The sequence below is a fragment of the Ruminococcus sp. Marseille-P6503 genome (assembly GCF_900604945.1).
GTDB lineage: Bacteria > Bacillota > Clostridia > Oscillospirales > Ruminococcaceae > FB2012.
In genome coordinates this window covers 348,548-367,104 of record NZ_UWPB01000001.1, presented here as the reverse complement: position 1 = coordinate 367,104, position 18,557 = coordinate 348,548, and the positions used below count along the sequence as shown (strand labels likewise).

General features: G+C 44.4%; 18 protein-coding genes. 6 read left to right on the top strand and 12 right to left on the bottom strand.

Annotated features, from left to right (window positions below; all coding sequences use genetic code 11):
- Positions 1 to 48: 48 nt before the first annotated feature.
- From EIH25_RS01670 to EIH25_RS01640, 7 genes are all read right to left on the bottom strand, one after another.
- Positions 49 to 2,991, bottom strand: a complete 2,943-nt coding sequence (locus EIH25_RS01670) for a glycoside hydrolase family 2 TIM barrel-domain containing protein (protein ID WP_124098190.1) — start codon at positions 2,989 to 2,991, stop codon at positions 49 to 51.
- Positions 2,992 to 3,271: 280 nt separating this feature from the next.
- Entirely contained in the window at positions 3,272 to 4,513 is a 1,242-nt protein-coding gene (locus tag EIH25_RS12350) for an ATP-binding cassette domain-containing protein (RefSeq protein ID WP_164489123.1), read from the bottom strand.
- A gap of 13 nt (positions 4,514 to 4,526) precedes the next feature.
- Entirely contained in the window at positions 4,527 to 5,282 is a 756-nt protein-coding gene (locus EIH25_RS01660) for an ABC transporter permease (RefSeq protein ID WP_124098189.1), read from the bottom strand.
- A gap of 79 nt (positions 5,283 to 5,361) precedes the next feature.
- Positions 5,362 to 6,486 (bottom strand): CDP-glycerol glycerophosphotransferase family protein, encoded by a 1,125-nt coding sequence (locus EIH25_RS01655; protein ID WP_124098188.1) that lies wholly within the window; start codon positions 6,484 to 6,486, stop codon positions 5,362 to 5,364.
- Between the two features lie 3 nt (positions 6,487 to 6,489).
- The gene (locus EIH25_RS01650) at positions 6,490 to 7,329 is read right to left on the bottom strand and encodes a glycosyltransferase (RefSeq protein ID WP_124098187.1); all 840 of its coding nucleotides are present in this window, start codon (positions 7,327 to 7,329) and stop codon (positions 6,490 to 6,492) included.
- Positions 7,330 to 7,539: 210 nt separating this feature from the next.
- Positions 7,540 to 8,283, bottom strand: coding sequence for a glutamine amidotransferase (locus EIH25_RS01645; RefSeq protein WP_124098186.1), 744 nt, complete (start codon positions 8,281 to 8,283; stop codon positions 7,540 to 7,542).
- Positions 8,273 to 9,577 (bottom strand): MurT ligase domain-containing protein, encoded by a 1,305-nt coding sequence (locus EIH25_RS01640; RefSeq protein WP_243113065.1) that lies wholly within the window; start codon positions 9,575 to 9,577, stop codon positions 8,273 to 8,275. Before EIH25_RS01640 ends, EIH25_RS01645 begins: the two co-directional genes overlap by 11 nt.
- 394 nt (positions 9,578 to 9,971) lie before the next feature.
- Between EIH25_RS01640 and EIH25_RS01635 the strand changes: the two genes are divergently transcribed.
- Together EIH25_RS01635 and EIH25_RS01630 are read left to right on the top strand one after the other, a co-directional pair.
- Entirely contained in the window at positions 9,972 to 11,327 is a 1,356-nt protein-coding gene (locus EIH25_RS01635; protein WP_124098184.1) for a potassium transporter TrkG, read from the top strand.
- A gap of 38 nt (positions 11,328 to 11,365) precedes the next feature.
- On the top strand, positions 11,366 to 12,010 hold the full coding sequence (locus tag EIH25_RS01630) for a TrkA family potassium uptake protein (RefSeq protein WP_124098183.1): 645 nt from the start codon (positions 11,366 to 11,368) through the stop codon (positions 12,008 to 12,010).
- A 58-nt stretch (positions 12,011 to 12,068) separates the two neighbouring features.
- Here EIH25_RS01630 and EIH25_RS01625 read toward each other — a convergent pair whose 3' ends face one another.
- The gene (locus tag EIH25_RS01625; RefSeq protein ID WP_124098182.1) at positions 12,069 to 12,944 is read right to left on the bottom strand and encodes a LysR family transcriptional regulator; all 876 of its coding nucleotides are present in this window, start codon (positions 12,942 to 12,944) and stop codon (positions 12,069 to 12,071) included.
- Between the two features lie 139 nt (positions 12,945 to 13,083).
- Between EIH25_RS01625 and EIH25_RS01620 the strand changes: the two genes are divergently transcribed.
- From EIH25_RS01620 to EIH25_RS01605, 4 genes are all read left to right on the top strand, one after another.
- Entirely contained in the window at positions 13,084 to 13,317 is a 234-nt protein-coding gene (locus EIH25_RS01620) for a hypothetical protein (RefSeq protein ID WP_124098181.1), read from the top strand.
- 171 nt (positions 13,318 to 13,488) lie between these two features.
- Positions 13,489 to 14,055, top strand: a complete 567-nt coding sequence (locus EIH25_RS01615; RefSeq protein WP_124098180.1) for a DapH/DapD/GlmU-related protein — start codon at positions 13,489 to 13,491, stop codon at positions 14,053 to 14,055.
- Between the two features lie 17 nt (positions 14,056 to 14,072).
- Positions 14,073 to 15,017, top strand: coding sequence for an alpha/beta hydrolase (locus EIH25_RS01610; protein WP_124098179.1), 945 nt, complete (start codon positions 14,073 to 14,075; stop codon positions 15,015 to 15,017).
- A 77-nt stretch (positions 15,018 to 15,094) separates the two neighbouring features.
- Complete coding sequence (locus EIH25_RS01605; RefSeq protein ID WP_347561928.1) at positions 15,095 to 15,277, top strand: aldo/keto reductase; 183 nt, start codon at positions 15,095 to 15,097, stop codon at positions 15,275 to 15,277.
- Between the two features lie 108 nt (positions 15,278 to 15,385).
- Here EIH25_RS01605 and EIH25_RS01600 read toward each other — a convergent pair whose 3' ends face one another.
- The 4 genes from EIH25_RS01600 to dtd all read right to left on the bottom strand — a co-directional run bounded on the left by EIH25_RS01600 (position 15,386) and on the right by dtd (position 18,526).
- Positions 15,386 to 15,676, bottom strand: coding sequence for a hypothetical protein (locus EIH25_RS01600; protein WP_124098178.1), 291 nt, complete (start codon positions 15,674 to 15,676; stop codon positions 15,386 to 15,388).
- 444 nt (positions 15,677 to 16,120) lie between these two features.
- The gene (locus EIH25_RS01595) at positions 16,121 to 17,476 is read right to left on the bottom strand and encodes a WG repeat-containing protein (RefSeq protein ID WP_124098177.1); all 1,356 of its coding nucleotides are present in this window, start codon (positions 17,474 to 17,476) and stop codon (positions 16,121 to 16,123) included.
- 177 nt (positions 17,477 to 17,653) lie between these two features.
- Entirely contained in the window at positions 17,654 to 17,995 is a 342-nt protein-coding gene (locus EIH25_RS01590) for an ArsC/Spx/MgsR family protein (RefSeq protein ID WP_124098176.1), read from the bottom strand.
- 69 nt (positions 17,996 to 18,064) lie between these two features.
- On the bottom strand, positions 18,065 to 18,526 hold the full coding sequence (dtd, locus tag EIH25_RS01585) for a D-aminoacyl-tRNA deacylase (RefSeq protein ID WP_124098175.1): 462 nt from the start codon (positions 18,524 to 18,526) through the stop codon (positions 18,065 to 18,067).
- Between the last annotated feature and the right edge of the window lie 31 nt (positions 18,527 to 18,557).

Sequence of the window (18,557 nt, the reverse complement as noted above, 5' to 3'; positions counted from 1 at the left end):
GCGGTAAAATTTCTGTACTGAAAAACCTTACCGCCGAAGACTATAAGATTAAAATATAAGATAGAAAATAAAATTAAGCTTTTTCTCATTGAGCCTGTATTTTTCCAAAAGCTCCGGACCGCAGGACGAAGAACCTACTCCGGACATTTTGTAATCAATACAAAATACGTTTCCGTCATATTCCTCAAGCAGATAATTATGAGTTTTTGACGCAAGCTCCTCCTGAGTAAACGGAAGAAAGCTGAAAGAAAAATCCGAATCGGAAATAAATTCTACAGCCTTTATATTATTTCTGAACAACGAAACGCTTTCACAGCCGCAGTGAGATCCGTTTTCCTGAGGGCGTATATAATCCTCATGCTGTTCCTCAGCTTTGCAGGAATATGCTCCGTATGCGGAAGCGCTGTGCTTGTCAATATAGCTTTCATACGGTCCATAGCCCAGATATTCCGCTTTTTCAACGCTTTTATCAAAGAAAAATCTCATTCCCAGACGCGGCAGATACTTCATTCCGTTATGTATCTCGGCTTTCATCGCGATTCTTACTCCATCATCGCCGAAGCTGTATTCAAGCATGAAATGCGCCGCAGGCTCATGAACCGCATATCCCATTGACAGCTCGGCGCGAACCCTGTTACCCTCTGCGGTTATACTGTATACCTTAGGCTTAAGCTTGTCCAGAAAAACCTTATACCATTCACCCTTTACAGACATATCGTTATCGATAGGCGCTCTGAACAGGTTTATGCCGCACGGCTCGCGCAGCAGCTCGCAGCCGTCTGAAATCAGCGAACAGATCTGGGCTGTGCGCTTTGAAATTTCTATCCGCTTTCCGTCCCGCTCCGCCGTTATGCTCTTTCCGCTGCCGGTAAGCCTCCAGCTGTTATTTTGTTTAAATTCAAAGCCGCGGCGGCAGCGGAAAAGCGTGATCTGCTCAAAGCCCCTGCTTTCTCCGCCGTAATAAAAATCAAAATCAATAGTTATATGTTCTCCCGTCAGCCCTGCCGCTTCGGCGATATATACTCTGCGGCTTTCATGAGGAGGAATATCCAGCCTAAGCTCACCGCTGTACAGCGCCTTGCCTTTATCGCGGATCTTATATTCACAGAGCCAATCCTCTGAAACCGCGGTAAAATCCAGTTTATTTTCAAAAATAAAGCGTCCCTCGGCAGCATTTTCCGCGCTGACATACACAGGCCGATATACATTTTTCATTTCCAAAGCGCCGGTATGAAGCCTTCGGTCGGGATATACAAGCCCGTCAATACAAAAGCTGCCGTCATTAACGTCCTCGCCGAAATCTCCGCCGTAATAATACTTAACTCTGCCGTCTGCGGTTTTTCCTGCGGCGATACCTTGGTCGCACCATTCCCATACAAACGCTCCGCATACCAGCTCGTTTCCGTATATCTCCTGCCAGTAATCAGCAAGATCCCCAGGTCCGTTTCCCATTGCATGGCTGTATTCGCATAAAACAAGCGGTCGTCCTTTGGCGGTTTCCTCGCTCACAGGATAATTTTTTACATAGTCTACCTGCGGATACATTACCGATACGACGTCAAGCTCGTTCTCTCCCTTTCCGTCAAGAGTATATCTGGAGCTTTCGTAGTGTATCAGCCTTGAATCGTCAAGCTTTTTTATTCGCTTTGCCGATTCCCTGAAAGCGTCGCTGTAACCGCTTTCGTTGCCCAGCGACCACATTACGACGCATGGCCGGTTTATATCGCGTTTTATCAGCCGCTCGTGCCTGTCGTAAATCGCCTTGGCAAACTCGCTGCGGTTTACGGTATAGGCTATGCCGTTGTAGCCGTTGGTCCAGCCGTATGTATTATAAGCCTCGACCGCTCCGTGGGCTTCCAGATCAGCTTCGTCGATAACATATAAGCCCAGCTTGTCGCATAGCTGATAAAACAGCGGAGAATTGGGATAATGCGAGGTTCTTACCGCGTTGACATTAAGCGATTTCATAAGCTCTATATCCTTTTTCAGCTGCTGTTCGGAAGCATAATATCCCGTATCCGGGTAAAAGTCGTGCCTGTTGACGCCCCTGAATTTTATCGCCGTTCCGTTTATCTTTACTGTTCCGTTTTCCGAGGATATTTTTCTTATGCCCGCAAGCTCCGTTACCGCTTCGTTCCCGCAGATAATTTCAAGCCTGTACAGCTGAGGCTTTTCAGCGTTCCACATAACCGGATTTTCTATATTAAAGCTAAGCTGCCTGCCCTGCCGCTCTCCGAGCTTTACGTTATCCGGCGAGTACAGAGAAACAAGACAGTTCCGTTCCGCTTTTATTTCTACTGAAATCTCCGCTGCGGAAAAGTCCTTGTTCAATAAGGTTCTTACGGTAAAATCCTCAATTCCTTCGCTTTCTCTTGAAAGCATATAAACGTCCCTGAAAATACCCGACATTCTCCACTTATCCTGATCCTCCAGATAAGTTCCGTCACAGTATTTAAGCACTGCCGCCGCAATTTCATTCTCACCGTCATGCAAAAGCTCGGTTATATCAAACTCGGACGTGCAGTGAGAAACCTGACTGTAGCCGCAGAATACGCCGTTTACAAAGAGATAAATACAAGAATCAACACCCTCGAATACCAGTATTTTTCTCATACCGTCTCCCTTGCAGAAATATTTTCTTCTGTATACTCCCACAGGATTGTCGTCCGGAACATAAGGAGGATCAAATGGTATAGGATAGCGGACATTGGTATACTGCGGTTTTCCGAAACCGCAAAGCTCCCAGTTAGCCGGAACATTTATAACAGACTTAGGCGCCGTTTCAAGAAAGTTATCCGGCATATCAAAAATACTTGGATAAAAGTCAAAGCTCCATTCACCGTTAAGCAGTTCAAAAAGCTCCGACCTCTCCCTCGGCTGAGAGGAGTCCTGTCCTTTACCGAACGGAATAAAATATGCGTGAGGAGGAAGCGTTCCTATGTGAAGCTGCTGTGGATCCTCGTGATAAATAAAATATTCCCTGCTGTTCATAATAAAATTCCTTTCAATGCCTTTATCTGCGCGGACTAATTCCGGCTGAGTTCCGTTATAGATGTAATCTTAGATAGAGTATACACCCAACGCAATATTTTGTAAATATAAGTATTTTATAATCATATCAGAAAATGAATATAACCCAGCGCCTATGTCCCCCGCCTTCTTTAGAAGGCGTTTGGCGCAGGCTGCTTCGTCGCAGCCGATGAAAATCCACGCTCACATCTGGCTTTGCTCCGAATTAAAAAGCCGGTCATAAGGCTGACCGGCAAATGCTCTACATATCATTTTGAAGTGAATCATGGGGCACCATAAGCTTTCCGGATTTTAAAAGTTCCAGCATTTTAAGCTTCTGGATTCCGCTTGCTTTATAATTTCCGATCGCGTTGACTGCGGCGATCCTTTCAAGCAAAGCTTCATCAGGATCTGTTCCGACAGATTTCAGAGCCTCTGCAATAGAAGCTCCGTCATAATCACAGCGGTCGTAATACTCCGCTCCTGCGGTCGCCGCGGAAATGTTAGCCGTAAACGCAGAAGCATATTCTCTGTCCTCCACCGTTCTGACAGAGCATATTCTGAACCTGTACCTGGCTCCCTCCGTCAGACCTGACACGCAGTATTCCCCGCATTCGGAAATCTCAGCTTCCTGCTCATATTCTCCGCTTGCGTTGCTGTACCTGTAGATACGGTAAAAATCAGCGCCGCTTACCTCTTTCCACATCAGCGTAATGCTGTTTTCCGTTTTCTCCTTAACCTTAAAGCCCACAGGCTTCCTTGGATTCATCGTTACGACTTCGCCTGTTCCGGCGCTGTAAACTTCAAACGCGTCGTCTACCGCTCCGTCAAACTGCACAAGACCGTCCTTCAGATAAATAGCCCGACTGCAGGTATCTCTTATCATATCCATCGAATGTGAAACGAAAAGAACGGTGACCCCCGATCGTATAAGCTCCTTGACCTTATTCTTGCACTTCCTCTTAAACCCTGAATCTCCTACGCTCAGCGCTTCGTCTATTACCAGAATGTCAGGCTTGATATTTATGTTTATTGCAAAGCCCAGACGCATTTTCATTCCGCTGGAATAGGTTCTTACCGGCTGATCTATATATTCGCCCAAGTCCGCAAATTCGACTATATCCTTTTCAAGTCTGGAAATCTCACGGTCGTTCAGCCCTAAAAGGTAACCCTTGAGATAAATATTCTCCATTCCCGTCATATCCGGGGAGAATCCCGCCGTCAGCTCAAGCAGAGCGGCGACCTTTCCCCTTACGGTCACCTCGCCGCTGCTGGGAAAGCTTACTCCCGTTATCATTTTCAGAATAGTGGATTTTCCCGCGCCGTTCTTTCCAATGATACCTACGGCTTCGCCGGGATAAATTTTGAAGCTTACTCCGTTGAGCGCCTTATGACGCTTGACTCCGCGGTTATTGGTAAATATCGCTTTGAATCTTGCCTTTTCGTTTTTAAAAAGCAGATATTCCTTATAAACGTCCCTGAATTCAATAATTGGCTGTTCCATTTAGATCTCCCTTTTACAGAATATCCGGCAGAATTTTTCTGAGCTTTTTATAGTAATGAGAACCGATAAAAATCATACCTATCAGCTCAGCATAAAATATTATCGTTTCGGCAGTAAAATTGCTGTCAAAAATAAACTGCTCATACAAAAAGCACTTTCTGTAGCCGTTTACAAAATAATTTATCGGATTAAAATACATAAGAGTTTTAAGCCACGGCTTATCCATATCGTAGGTATTCCAGAAGATTCCCGAAAGCCAGAACAGTCCGGTTATAATGGAATTGATAAGGTTTTCAAAGTCCCTGCTGAACGCGCTCAGGGGAGCGGTCGCCCACGAAAGCACAAGAAAGAACACGAACATAAGGGGCATATAATAAAAATACTGAAGATTATACAGGGACGGGCCGTAGCCGAAGCACAGCAGAATAATATACATTATCACGCACAGCAGAAAATGAATGTATAAGGTAGAAAGCGATGTAAACGTCATTATGTTTGAAACCGGAAAGGAAAGCTTGGTTACAAACTGCTTATTATGCCGTATGGAACGCGAACCGCCGACAATGTTCTCACTTATGAAAAACCACGGCACATAGCCTGTAAGCATAAAAATAAACCTTGGATATCCGTTTACATATCCTGAGCCTCTAAGACCTATGGCAAACGCGAACCAGAGTATAAAAAGCGTAAAGGAAGGCTTTATAAGCGCCCACAGCGGGCCCAGCACCGCGCCCTTGTATTTCTTTTTCAGTTCATTTACCGAAAGCATTATTATCTGCTTTCTTTGACCTCTATGCTCGTCAAGAATCGTTTTAAGTCCGAAAAAATCAAATTTATCCTTACTAATCTTACTCAGCTCCTTCTAGCTTCAGAAGATCCGCCGTTCTGCAGGTTGAATTGCCGTCGCAGGCGGACATATATTTATCTATAAAGCTATCGTATCTTTTACCGTCAAAATTACGGCTTTCATTTATAACCGCGTTGTAAAGCCCGCTTTCCTCAGTTATCAGCGGACATGGTACATCGGTTTTTATATTCAGATAAAAATCGCGGCTTCTTATATACTCCTCCAGATCCGGCGCCCACAGGAGCATAGGCTTTCGGAAAAGAGAATATTCAAAAATAAGCGACGAATAATCGCTTATAAGCATATCTATTACAGGAAAAAGCCTGTTTGCGGGAATATCGCAGTTAGTAAGCCGGCTTTTTACCCTCGGATGCATTTTTATCAGCAGCGCCCATTCTCCGCCCAGCCTGTCCGCCAGTCTTAAAACGGCGTCCTCTCCGCGGCTGTAGGCGTTTGAAGCGTTACCTCTGAAGGTCGGAGCGTAAAGCAGCAGCTTTTTATCCTTATACTGAGGATACTTATCATAAAATTCAGCTTTGCATTTTTCGGCAAAATCTCTGCTGAAAAGCTCGTCCGTCCGGCTTATCCCGACGGCAAGCGCTTTACCCTTTTCAAGCCTGAACGCCGATTCAAACACCTTTTCGCAGTATCTGCTGCTTACGGTGTAATAATCAAAATTTCTGGTAACGCTTCCTTTGAAATGATAGGAAATATCGTCGGGAGCGTCATAGCCGAATTTTTTCAGCGCTCCGCAGGAATGCCACAGCTGTATGACCTTTGTTTCGCCGCGTTTCTTACAGGCGGTGCAGGGTACGAAATAATTGCAGACAAAAACCGCTCGTGCCTGCGCGTACCTTACCATAAATTTCATCATATATCTAAGAGAGACAGCCGCGCCTGCCGATGAAAAGTCGCAGAAATGCTCCTCCACATTATAGCCGCGTTTTTTCAGCTCCTCACGCATCAGGATCATGCTTTCAGGTATACTGAACGTATTGCTGTCGGCAAGCAGCACAAGGTTTTTGTTTACAGGTCTGCGTTTCCCCCACAGGTAGCATAGCGGCAGCAGCGTCTTTTGCAGCACGGTTTTTATATACTGCTTTAAAATCTGTTTTGCGCTTTCCATTGTTTACCTCAAGAATTTCCTGTATATTTTTCCTGTCAGGCTTTTGGGAAGTATAAATATTATCAGCTGCATACCGCAGGGCAGGATAAAGTCGGCAAAGCTTGAATAGCCCGACCGGAAAATCCTCCACCTGACGCTTATAAACGACTTGGTATTGGCCCAGTTGCGCCTGCGCTCGTAATTATGCTTTGAAGCTCGGTACCGCACCAGTATTTCCGGAATATTTTCCCCCGCCGCGCCGCTTTGAAGCATTCTCACGACAAAATCATAATCCTCGCAGCGTTTTACCGTATCGTAGCCTCCTATTTTTTGGGCTGATGATTTTTTGAATACCAGCGTCGGATTGTTAAAGGGATTCCTGCGTCTGGCGTATCTGCGGATTTCTTCATTTTCGACCGGAGTTTTCTTTACGGCTATTTTTTCTCCCGTATCCGTATCGAACTCCTCGATATACGCTCCGCACATATCAAGCCGCGGCTTGCTTTTCATAAGCGAAAGCTGTTTTTCGCACCTCTGAGGCAGAGCCACGTCGTCGGAATCCATCTTTACTATATACTCATGCCGGCAGACGTCCATACCTATATTGGCGCAGCCTCCCACTCCTCGCTTTTGTTCAAGCCTGATCGGATGAAAGGATTCAGGAAATCTTTTTTCGTAACTGCTTATTACCTCGTCAAGCCTTTCGTTCAGCCTGCCGTCGCACACCAGAACAAAGTCGTCCGGCGGCATAGTCTGAGAATACATACTTTCAATGCTTTCCCTTAAATACTCCGGCTTTTCTCCGGCGTATACTGACATCAGCACGCTGTATAAGGGTATATCAGGCGTTTGTTTCGGATTCATCAGCTTCCACCTTTTCTTTTCGGCTGTATCTAATTCCGCCGCAGTACAGTAAAGTCGGCACAGACTTCGGCTTAAAAGAATATTTAACCTTTAAATTATATCACCTTATTATAATTTTGTCAATTTCAAGCGATTAATACTCTGTAAAAATCACCGCGCTTTAATTCATACAGCAAGCCAAGCTGCCGGCGCGCAAGGAAATAAAACGGCCTACGTTTTCATAAATCTTTTCAGCAGTACTTCCCTGCACTTGTTTTCAAGCGAGTCGTCCAGAGGGACAAGCTCAGCGCTGTCGCCTGATTCCCTTCCGATACAGCGGCTTATAATATAATCAGCTACCTTAGGATTTTTAGACAGCAGAGGGCCGTGCAGATATGTTGCTATAACATTTTTCTCAAAATATCCCTCAAAGCGGTCTCTGAAAGAGTTTCCGTTACCCAGCAGGACCGTGCCGAACGGCGATTTTACGCCGTAGGTTCTGCCGCCGTGGTTTTCAAAGCCTATGACCTTTGTTTTCTCTCCGTCAAGCTCAGCTTCTATGATAATATTTCCGATACATCTTTCCGACTTGTTTTCCGAAGCTTCAGTGTAATAATCAAACAGTCCAAGGCCGGATATCTTTTTGCCGTTGGAATCCTTATAGTAACGCCCCATAAGCTGATATCCCCCGCATATTGCTAGAAAAAAGCTTCCTCTTTCATAAGCCGAACGTATCTGAGAGCTATGCTTCGCAAGATCGTCTGCAAGAAGCTGCTGCTCAAGATCGGCTCCGCCGCCTATATAAATCAGATCGTACCTTGAAAAATCGGTACTGCTTCCGATAGTGTGAATATCTATTTCGCAGCCTATTTTTCTTTTGCCGCATCGGTATTCAATTACCTCCATATTTCCGCTGTCGCCGTAAAGATCCAGTATATCAGGATACATATGAAGTATCCTTATTTTATTTTTCATCTCTTACGCCTCCTATAAACCTGTTTAAAGCGGCTCTTGCAGGCTGCACCGCCGTATAGTTGGCTATGGCGAATTTTTTGCCTTCGCCGGAAAAAAGCTCTTTCACCGCGTCGTCCAGATCAGGACGCACCTTTATTTTGGAAGCGTCATAACCTGAGCATTTTATTCTTACGGCAATATCATAGGCTCTTGTTCCGCTGGCAACTACTTTTGATACATTGTTGAAAATGCTGAAATTAATATCCCATATCCACGAAACGTCAAGACCGTCGGCAGTATTGTCGTTAAGCACAAACAGCAGCTCTTTTTTACCGGGACATTCGTTCATAATACGCACCGTCATATTTGCTCCTACAGGATTTTTAGCAAGATTAAGAATAAGCTCGCTGTTTTTATATCTGAAGCTTTCCAGTCTTCCGTTGTTTACCCGAAAGCTTCGGAAGGCTTTGCGTATAATTTCTTTATCTATGCCGTAAAGCTTAGCCGCTGAGTATACGGCGCAGAGATTGTACATATAGTATATACTGCTGCACACAGTTGTATATTTACCGCCGTCCGCGGTAAAGGTACGCTTGTCCGGATCGATTCCGGTAAATCTGGCGTATACAGGATAATTCCCGTAGCCGCACTTAGGACAGCGGAATTTTCCGATGTGGGAATACTGATAATAATCGTATTCGAGAGCATGACCGCAGACGGGGCAGAAACGTCCCTCTCCTGCCTCATAGAGCGTTTCGGTGGCATATTTATATCTCTCAACGCTGAAATACTTTACTTTTTTATTGCCTGGATTGGCAAGCCCAAGACGCGCAACGTTCGGATCGTCGCCGTTCAAGATAAGATTTCCGTCAAAGGTTTCGCAGAACTTCTTAACTTTAAGTATCAGAGTTTCCACCTCGCCGTTCCTGTCAAGCTGATCGCGGAAAAAATTAAGCACGATCAGAGTTTCAAGCTTAAGCTGGGAGAAGATAACCGGAACATGGGATTCATCGACCTCAAGCACAAGATAATCTGCGTGTATTTTTCCCGTCATTGTGCAGTAATTCAGCAGCAGCGAGCATATTCCGGTGTCAAGATTATTTCCCTCATAATTAGTGATTATATTCTTACATCCGCTTTTGGAAAAAATATAGCTGAGAAAATTCGTTACCGATGTCTTTCCGTTTGTCCCGGTGACCGCAATGATAGGACAGTCGGGTCTGAACGCTTTCAGACACTTTTTATTCAGAGTCCACAGCGCCAGACCGGGAAGATTTCCGGCGTTTTTCCCCATCATACGAAGAACTCTGACCATAAGCTTTCCGAATAATATCGTTAAAAAGTTGAGTAAAAACATTGTTCTTTTTCTCTCTTTCCATTGTTCTGACGTTAATATTTTACAGTATTCTAAAATGTATTCAGTATATCCTCTTTAATTTTACCTAAATTTTTCTTTGTATGTACTATGATATTACATTATTAAACTTTTGTCAATGATTTAGGATTTTTGTAAAGAAAATTTATGCAAATAAAACAATAAAACAGGCTGTAACCTATAAAATTACGTCAGATATAAAAAATCTGCTGTTTTAACCAATAAAAATCATTACTTTTTGATATAAATGGACAATTGACTTTTCAGTGCAACGGTGATATAATACAATAACATAGATTATATTGAAATATTTTTCCTATTAAAGGATGAAATTATGTTTTCAAAAATAAAGAATTTTTTTCAAAGCGTTCCGCTTACAAAGTTCCTGCTACTGGGTTACGGGATAATCATTCTCATAGGAACGCTTCTGCTTTCGCTTCCTGTCAGTACCCGCGACAGGGTGTTCACGCCCATAGAGGATTCGCTGTTTACTGCAACAAGCGCTTCCTGCGTTACCGGACTGGTCATTCACGATACCTATACCTACTGGTCTTTGTTCGGTCAGCTGGTAATCCTGTTTCTGATACAGATAGGCGGAATCGGATTCATGTCGGTGGCCATATTCGCTCTTACGCTTACAAAGCAGAAAATAGGGCTGAAGCAGAGATTTACAATGCTTGAATCGGTAAACGCTCCCCAGTTAGGCGGAATAGTAAAAATGACCAGGTTCATTTTATTCGGATCGCTTACCTTTGAGGGGATAGGAGCCGCTGTGCTGTCGTTCAGGTTTATACCTGAGCTTGGCGTTGCAAAGGGCGTATACTTTGCCGTTTTTCATTCAGTCTCAGCCTTCTGCAACGCCGGAATTGACCTGATGGGAAATTTCAAGGAATTCTCGTCGCTTATGACCGTAGACGTAGATGTAATGTTTAATATAGCTGTTATGCTGCTTATAACTACAGGAGGCTTAGGCTTTTTTGTCTGGAACGATATCAGAGAGCATAAGCTTGCTTTCCGTTCATATAGGCTTCAGACAAAGATCGTACTTTCAACGTCTTTTATACTTAGTTTTGGCGGCGCGGCAGTAATTATGCTTCTTGAATATGATTCGGCTGCATACGAGGGTATGAACTTCGCTGAAAAATTTCTCTGCTCAATGTTTCAGTCGGTAACTACCAGAACCGCCGGCTTTTCTACCGTTGATTTGACGCAGTACAGCGAAGCCGGACTTTCCGTTATGAGTATGCTTATGCTTATCGGAGGCTCTCCCGGGTCGACGGCAGGCGGTATAAAAACCACGACCTTTGCCGTATTGGTATTAAGCATTATATGCGTTTTCAAAAAGAAAAAATCGCTTGAATGCTTTAAAAGACGTATCGTAGACGATATCGTCCATAACGCCGTATGCATATTTATGATGTACATTATTCTTACCGCTGTGGTTTCGGTATTTATCTGCGCTTTTGACAATGTTTCCATGCTCGCCGCTGTTTTTGAAACCTCATCGGCGGTCGGTACCGTCGGACTTTCTCTCGGACTTACTCCGAGCCTCAGCTCGGTATCTCATATATTGCTGGCTCTTTTGATGTATGTAGGCAGAGTCGGGGGGCTTACGGTGCTTATGGCGCTAAGCAATTCGGCTCAAAGCTCAAAATCACAGCTGCCGACTGAAAAAATTACGGTCGGCTGATAAAAATTTTCCGCGGACGCGGAGGAATGGGGATTAGTATGAGGTCTTTTTTGATTATAGGTCTTGGCCGTTTCGGAAAGCATATGGCTAAAACTCTCACAAAGCAGAAAAACGAGGTTCTCGCTATCGACATCAGAGAGGACAGGGTTGACGCCGCTCTGAAATATGTGACAAACGCTCAGATAGGCGACGCCACAGATCCTAGATTTATGGAAGAATTAGGCGTGAGGAATTTTGATATATGCGTCGTTGCGATCGGCGATAACTTCCAGAGTTCCCTTGAAACCACGGCTTTGCTTAAGGAAATGGGCGCAAAATACGTTTTCGCCAGGGCCAACAGAGATATTCATAAGAAATTCCTGCTGCATAACGGTGCGGACGAGGTTGTTTATGCCGAAAGGGAAACAGCAGAACGGTTCGCGGTTAAATTCAGCTCGGAAGGAATTTTTGACTATTTCAAGCTGAATGACGAATATGCTATCTATGAGGTCGCCGTTCCCGAAAGCTGGGTAGGAAAAACCCTGATCGAAAAAAATGTACGCCAGAAATACGGTCTGAACGTACTTGCCATAAAAAACGGAGAGGTATTTGACACGCTACCAGGACCTGACCACAGATTTGTTGAAAATGAAACAATACTGGTTCTGGGAAATAAAGAAAGCCTTAAATGGCTGAAAAAATAGTGTAAAATCATAAAAATTGGCAGAGAGATTGCTCTCTGCCGATTTTTTATTATCTGTTTCAGTTTAACCGCTTTTTTAATTCGTCCAGCAGCAATTCTGCAATAGGGGTAAACACCTGATACTTTTTCCAGATGATATACATTTTTGTTTCCAACGGAGGATCAAGCGGACGAAAACAAAGCTCGCTGTCTGCGCCCGTATCTGCCAGCCTGTCAAAGGAAAGCATATATCCGAGCCCCTCTTTGACAAAAACAGAACCGTTATATGCAAGATTAATCGTACCTGAAAGGTTCAGCATATCCGTTTTTTCACCGCACCAGCGAGGAATATCCACCTGCATCGCCTGCGCGGAGCAGATCAGCTCCAGGCCTGTCAAATCGTCAGCGCATATTTTTTCTTTCTTGGACAGCACATCATCTCGTTTCATGACCACTCCCCAGGTATTCGCACCCGGCAGTTCTAAATAATTATATTTAGAAAGGTTCGGCGGCTCCGCGATAACGGCAAAATCTATCAGACCGCGGTCTAACCGCTCGGCGACCTGTTTTGTATTTCCGCTTATCAGATGATAACGGAACAGCGGATATCTTTTCTTAAAAACTTTGATCGCCTGTGCGATATATTTAATCTGGTACGATTCTGCACATCCGATATGAACCTCTCCGCCGGTAATATTGTCAAGAGAGTGAAACTCATCGGCGGTTTTATCTACCATTTCAAGAATATCCTCTGCCCGTTTACGCAGCAGCATTCCTTCATCGGTCAGATTCATACTGGAGCTGCCGCGGCGAAACAGCTTCTTGCCCAGCTCCCGCTCTAAATCTTTCATTTGTTTTGACAGGGTCGGCTGCGTAACGTGGAGCGTTTCTGCCGCTCTCGACATATTGCCCTGCCTTGCAATTTCTAAAAAATAACGCAATACACGAATTTCCATAGGTTTTATCTCCTTTGAAACAGTCGCCTTTATTATAGCAGCAAAGTGATATTCCTGTCAAGAATAACGTTTTATAAATTATAAGTATTAGACATATGACTGAATTGCAGATATACTATAAGTATAGGAGGTGCAAGGGATGGCTGAAGCAACAGATACGCTCGGTTTTATTTATCAGAACTTAAAGGACGCAGGCTGCGGCAAGGAGCTTACAGAGCAATGTATGTCCTTTGTAAAAAAAGGAGACGCTTTAGGTATGCTGCCGATACTTACAAAATACAGATCGTCATTGCTTGGTACCGTGCGTTGCGGGCAGAAACAAATCGACTGCCTTGATTATCTGATTTACAAACTTCAAAAAGAAATGATATAGGAGGGATTTTATTATGATGAATAGCAAAGGCTATGGAAATTGAAAATCCGAATGTATGACCTTGGCTGCAAACGCCGGAGAGATCATTTCTTGCTGATCCTTGCGAACTGAGCGATGAGGATTGCGCGGGAATTTTTGTGAAGTCATACAAATAAGCGAGGAGCTGAATTTATGGATATGCAGGAAGCGTTAGACAGTTTAAGAAAAGGACAAATGGCAGCAGCAGGTTCAGAACTGCACAGCTGTATGCACAGGCTTGCACAGGACGCTATGCAGATAACCGCAGAGCTTAATAACCGCTATCACGAACCGAAAGAAATGCGTATGCTGTTTTCCAAACTGATAGGAAAGCCTGTTCCTGAAACCTTTTCGATGTTTCCGCCTTTTTACAGCGAATGCGGAAAGAACATATTTATCGGCGAAAATGTTTTTATCAACTGCGGCTGCCACTTTCAAGATCACGGCGGTATTTACATCGGGGACGGAACGCTTATCGGGTCTTATGTGGTAATGGCGACAATCAACCACGGGCAAAAGCCTTCGGAGCGCTCTGACAACTTTCCCGCGCCGATACGCATCGGGAAAAATGTGTGGATAGGCTCTCATGCAGCCATTCTTCCCGGCGTTACCATTGGCAATAATGCGATTGTTGCTGCCGGAGCGGTCGTTGCAAAGGACGTGCCGGAAAACGCTGTTGTCGGCGGCGTTCCGGCAAAGATAATAAAAATGATAGAATAACAATGGAGGATTTAAAAATGAGCAACTATATTCAGGCATTAAACGAAAATGCGGAGCGTACTAATGTCCGCTATAACAACAGGTATGGGCTTGCCCTTGCCGGAGATTTGTATAACTCAAGGGATCTGGATAAAAGCAGAAAGCATATGGCGGTAATCGTCGGCGCTCCTTATGGCGGCGTAAAGGAACAGGGACCTTGCGTATATGCAAACGAGCTGGCATTACGGGGATTTGTCGTCCTGACTTTTGATCCGTGCTATATGGGAGAATCTGCGGGAGAACCTCGTCACGTTTCTTCCCCCGATTTGTTCAGCGAAAATATCAGTGCGGGCGTGGATTTTCTCGGTATGCTCCCCTATGTTGACAGAGAAAAAATAGCTGCCGTCGGTATTTGCGGCAGCGGCGGTTTTGCTCTGTCCGCGGCGGCAGCTGACACACGCATTAAAGCAGTCGTCACAGCAAGTATGTATGATATGAGTGTTGCTGCCCGTATCGGAATGACAGACGAGCAAATACAAAAGCGTAAGGAAAAGCTGTCGCTTCAAAGATGGATTGACGCAGAAAACGGTACGCCCGAATACATACCGTCATTCCCGGAGGAAGCGGCAACGGAAATTCCAGGTGACCTACAGGGCATATGGAGAGAATTTTTTGAATTTTACGCAACAAAACGGGGACATCATCCAAATGCGCTTGGAAATTTTACCACAACATCGGAGTTAAGTTTTATGAATTACTCACTTAATGACCATATAGCGGAAATCTCCCCGCGTCCAATTTTATTTATTGTCGGAGAACAGGCTGAAAGCCGCTTTTTCAGCGATATGGCGTATGAAAAGGCTGCAAAGCCGAAACAAATGATTGTTGTGCCTAACTGCAACCATGTTGATCTGTATGACGATTCTTCAAAAATTCCATTTACAGCGATTGAGGACTTTTTGAAAGATAATCTGAATAATTAAAGGAGCGTTTGATTATACAGAGTATAAAATTAAACAACAATGTAGAAATGCCAATGAAGGGGGTTGGCGTATTTCAGGTGGACGATTTGGAGTTATGCGAAAAATCTGTACTGGAAGCGATCGAAACCGGCTACCGTCTGCTAGATACCGCCTTCAGCTACAATAACGAAGCAGCGGTTGGGGAAGCGATCAAAAAAAGCGGCGCACCTCGTGAGGAGCATTTTATCACAACGAAAGCCTTTATTCAGCAAATGGGTTGACCTTGCGCGCCCGCAAATGCTCGACCCCCTTAAGCCCGGCGAGGTGCATCGGTTATATAATTATATGAATAACCCTGTTTTAACAAGTCTGCAATAAAGGGAGACCGTTCAAAGGTGCGTATCTTCCTCCAGCATAGCTGCCCTCATGATCCTTTTGCGGTCAAAGGTCACAAGCTTTCTGTCGTACAGCTTGTAGTGATTTATCCGATCGGAATTTTTCTTTATGTACGCGAGAGCCTGCATAAGATTGTCTGTCCTGAGTACCGCTTCAGTACCCGGATCAAATTTACAGCGGTAGCTGCTCCGCCGTTTGCAGGAGTAGACTATGTATCTGCTGGTATTCCATGAATCGGATTCGTTAAAGGATCTGATATTTGATTTGTATTTGCTGCTGTTCAATGTAAAGCCTCCGTAATTAAAGTCCAATAAATATTTTAAAATACGGGAGCTAAATTGTCAAAAATAAGATAAGTTTTACCCGAAACAAATTATTAAAATTGAATTATAAATTTGTAGGTAATAAATAAAAGAGGAGCGAGATAATTGTATAAATTGACAATAATATAATATTTTATCTGAAAACTGAAAGCCGCCGTTAATCTATTTACCTAAAATTTACACTTTGTGGCACGCGCGGCAGACTTTTAATTATTATAGCGTTTTAATATTTGTAAATCTATATTACATTTTTGGTATACCATAAAAAACAAAAAGTCAACAAAATTATGCTGCCTTTCGCATAACGACAAATATATTACGCAGTTTTTTGAAAAATCAGGCGGACGGAAAATTTAACGAATCCGTCCGCCTGATTTAAGAGGTAAACTATAATAAATCTGTTTTTTATTGCCCAGGGGCTTCCGTATCCGCCGTGTCGGTAACGTCAGGGGAGGTATCCGGAGGCTCAGTCTCCGTTACCGGAGGTTCCGTAACCTGAGAGCTGTCATTACCCATATCGGAATCCACAGATGTATCCGACGAATCGGCAGCGCTTTCATTACCGGAAGCTTCAGTCTCCGTCGAGGAAGGAGTCGTTTCTGCCGGCGCAGAGGTAGTCACAGAGGTTGTTACAGCGGTCGTTGCCGGAGTTGTCCAGGTATAAGACGCTGACATAACTGCGGCCTCGGACGATTCCTCGCTGCTCTCTTCCTCCTCTACTATCTCTCCCAGCTGAATAACTCCCCACATTCCGTTTTTTCTTACCCATGCTCGTCCGTTATGTACCGGGCGAGCCTGTTCAAATTCGCCGGGAGCTACAACGCACTCACCGTCTATATTATAATATCCGTAGGTCGAACCGACGCTTACCGGTAAAAATTCCTCGGTAAAAAGATAAGGGTGGATCTTTTCCTCACTGTCAATAAGCTCTCCGCAGTATGAGCTGAGAATACCGTCGCACTTAAAGGAGATTATCTCTTCTCCCGACGAGGAAACATACCCCCACTTCCCGTCTTTTTCAAGCGCTATCGCCGTAAGTCCGGCGCCCTTGAAAGCCGGGGCGTAGTAGTCTGTATAATCGAAATCAAGAATCAGCTCGTCCTCCTTAGCCAGAGCGTAAGCCGAATAGTCCGCGTTATTTACTTCAAACCAGCCGTTTCCCGCATCGGATATTTCCGCCTTTGCCACAACAACGGTTTTCTTGCCGGTATATCTTTCAGCATAATCCTTGTTTCCGTCCAGAACGTAAACCTCTTCTTCATCGCTGTCCCAGAAATAGTCCGGCGAATAATCCTCATGATCCTTGACATAGCCCAGCGCCTGTCCCTGGCTGTCAAGCGTACAATATTCCATTTCGCCTGTTTTTTCATCTAAAACGTTATACAGTACCATTTCGCCGCAGGCACAGGTATAATAGCCGCTGTAGGACGGCTTGACTATAACGTTTCCCTTATAGTCGACAAAACCGTACATACCGTCTTTATATATGACCGAAGCGTTTATATACGCGGTATTGCTTTCATTTTCAGGGTCGATCTGACTTGAATCAAAGACGATTATATTATCAGCCTGAACTGAAGGCTCCAGCACCCAGCTGTAATTTTCGACCTTATTTTCCTCTGACTCTTTATTATCGTAATATGAACCGTCCGGAATAAACTCGTCGTCCTCCGACTGATCGGACAAGCCCGGAATACTGCAGCCTGCCAGCAAAGCGCACGCGGCCGCAAAGGAAAGTGCGGCGCCGATTTTTTTTCTCATAAGTTGCCTCCTGAAAATTTTGTGTTCCGACTGTTTTTATACCAATGACCATTTAACCGCAGTCAACGGCATTATTTCTACACATAAAATTATTATACTTCAAAAACTTATATAAGTCAATAATAATTAACAATAAAAAGCGCATATCAATGTATATTTCTGGATAACGCAGATTGTTCAGTTCCACTGCGCCCATATTTCCGGGCAATATCCGATCGTCGCGTTTTTTCCGTTCCTGACAACGGGAGTTTTGAACAGCAGCGGATTCTCCAGAAGCTTTTCCTTTTTCTCCTCCTCCGACGACAAATATTTCAGCAGCACAGCGTCCTGACTTGAATTTTTGCAGTCTATCAGCGCCTCAACGGAACCTACCGACCTAAGTACGCTGTCAAGCTCACCCCTGCTCAGCCCTTTAGAGTTTATGTCAACATACTGAAACTTTATTCCTCTTTCCTTAAAATATCTTTCCGCTTTTTTCGTATCAAAGCACTTTTTTCTTCCGAAAATCTGAATATTCATCTGACGTCCGCAGGACAAGCTCTTTAAAAAGACTGACCTTAGGACCTTCCCCTCCGTTTCGCATTGTAATCAAGGCAGTATTTCGCCGTTCATACATTCCATTATCACTGTAAACGGTCCGTCGTTCAGCAGACTAACCTTCATATCCGCTCCGAACACGCCGTTTTCAACCCTGCCCTTTATTCTCGCCGCCATCGCCTCGGAAAAATATGTGTAAAGATTTTCAGCGTGTTCAGGCTTCCCTGCCCTGACAAAGCTTGGACGGTTTCCCTTGCGGCAGTCGGCGTACAGCGTAAACTGCGACACAACAAGAACATCGCCGTTTACATCGTCTGCTGACAGGTTGATTTTATCGTTGCCGTCAGAAAAAATACGAAGCTTGGCTATCTTGTCAGCCAGCTTGTCGCATTCCTTTACGCCGTCCTCGTCGGACACTCCCAGAAAAATCAGCAGACCGATGCCTATCTTACCCGTTATCTTTCCCCCTACCTCTACCGAAGCGCTTTTTACGCGCTGTATTACAGCTTTCATTTATCCGCCTCTCCTTTCCGCGTTAGCTGAG

Bases quoted from the DNA above. Each gene is read 5' to 3' on its own strand.
- EIH25_RS01610 (WP_124098179.1), top strand. From the start codon at position 14,073: ATGAGCAACTATATTCAGGCATTAAACGAAAATGCGGAGCGTACTAAT.
- EIH25_RS01620 (WP_124098181.1), top strand. From the start codon at position 13,084: ATGGCTGAAGCAACAGATACGCTCGGTTTTATTTATCAGAACTTAAAG.
- EIH25_RS01660 (WP_124098189.1), bottom strand. From the start codon at position 5,282: ATGCTTTCGGTAAATGAACTGAAAAAGAAATACAAGGGCGCGGTGCTG.
- EIH25_RS01595 (WP_124098177.1), bottom strand. From the start codon at position 17,476: ATGAGAAAAAAAATCGGCGCCGCACTTTCCTTTGCGGCCGCGTGCGCT.
- EIH25_RS12350 (WP_164489123.1), bottom strand. From the start codon at position 4,513: ATGGAACAGCCAATTATTGAATTCAGGGACGTTTATAAGGAATATCTG.
- EIH25_RS01615 (WP_124098180.1), top strand. From the start codon at position 13,489: ATGGATATGCAGGAAGCGTTAGACAGTTTAAGAAAAGGACAAATGGCA.
- EIH25_RS01635 (WP_124098184.1), top strand. From the start codon at position 9,972: ATGTTTTCAAAAATAAAGAATTTTTTTCAAAGCGTTCCGCTTACAAAG.
- EIH25_RS01640 (WP_243113065.1), bottom strand. From the start codon at position 9,577: ATGGTCAGAGTTCTTCGTATGATGGGGAAAAACGCCGGAAATCTTCCC.
- EIH25_RS01630 (WP_124098183.1), top strand. From the start codon at position 11,366: ATGAGGTCTTTTTTGATTATAGGTCTTGGCCGTTTCGGAAAGCATATG.
- dtd (WP_124098175.1), bottom strand. From the start codon at position 18,526: ATGAAAGCTGTAATACAGCGCGTAAAAAGCGCTTCGGTAGAGGTAGGG.
- EIH25_RS01625 (WP_124098182.1), bottom strand. From the start codon at position 12,944: ATGGAAATTCGTGTATTGCGTTATTTTTTAGAAATTGCAAGGCAGGGC.
- EIH25_RS01650 (WP_124098187.1), bottom strand. From the start codon at position 7,329: ATGAATCCGAAACAAACGCCTGATATACCCTTATACAGCGTGCTGATG.
- EIH25_RS01655 (WP_124098188.1), bottom strand. From the start codon at position 6,486: ATGGAAAGCGCAAAACAGATTTTAAAGCAGTATATAAAAACCGTGCTG.
- EIH25_RS01645 (WP_124098186.1), bottom strand. From the start codon at position 8,283: ATGAAAAATAAAATAAGGATACTTCATATGTATCCTGATATACTGGAT.
- EIH25_RS01670 (WP_124098190.1), bottom strand. From the start codon at position 2,991: ATGAACAGCAGGGAATATTTTATTTATCACGAGGATCCACAGCAGCTT.
- EIH25_RS01590 (WP_124098176.1), bottom strand. From the start codon at position 17,995: ATGAATATTCAGATTTTCGGAAGAAAAAAGTGCTTTGATACGAAAAAA.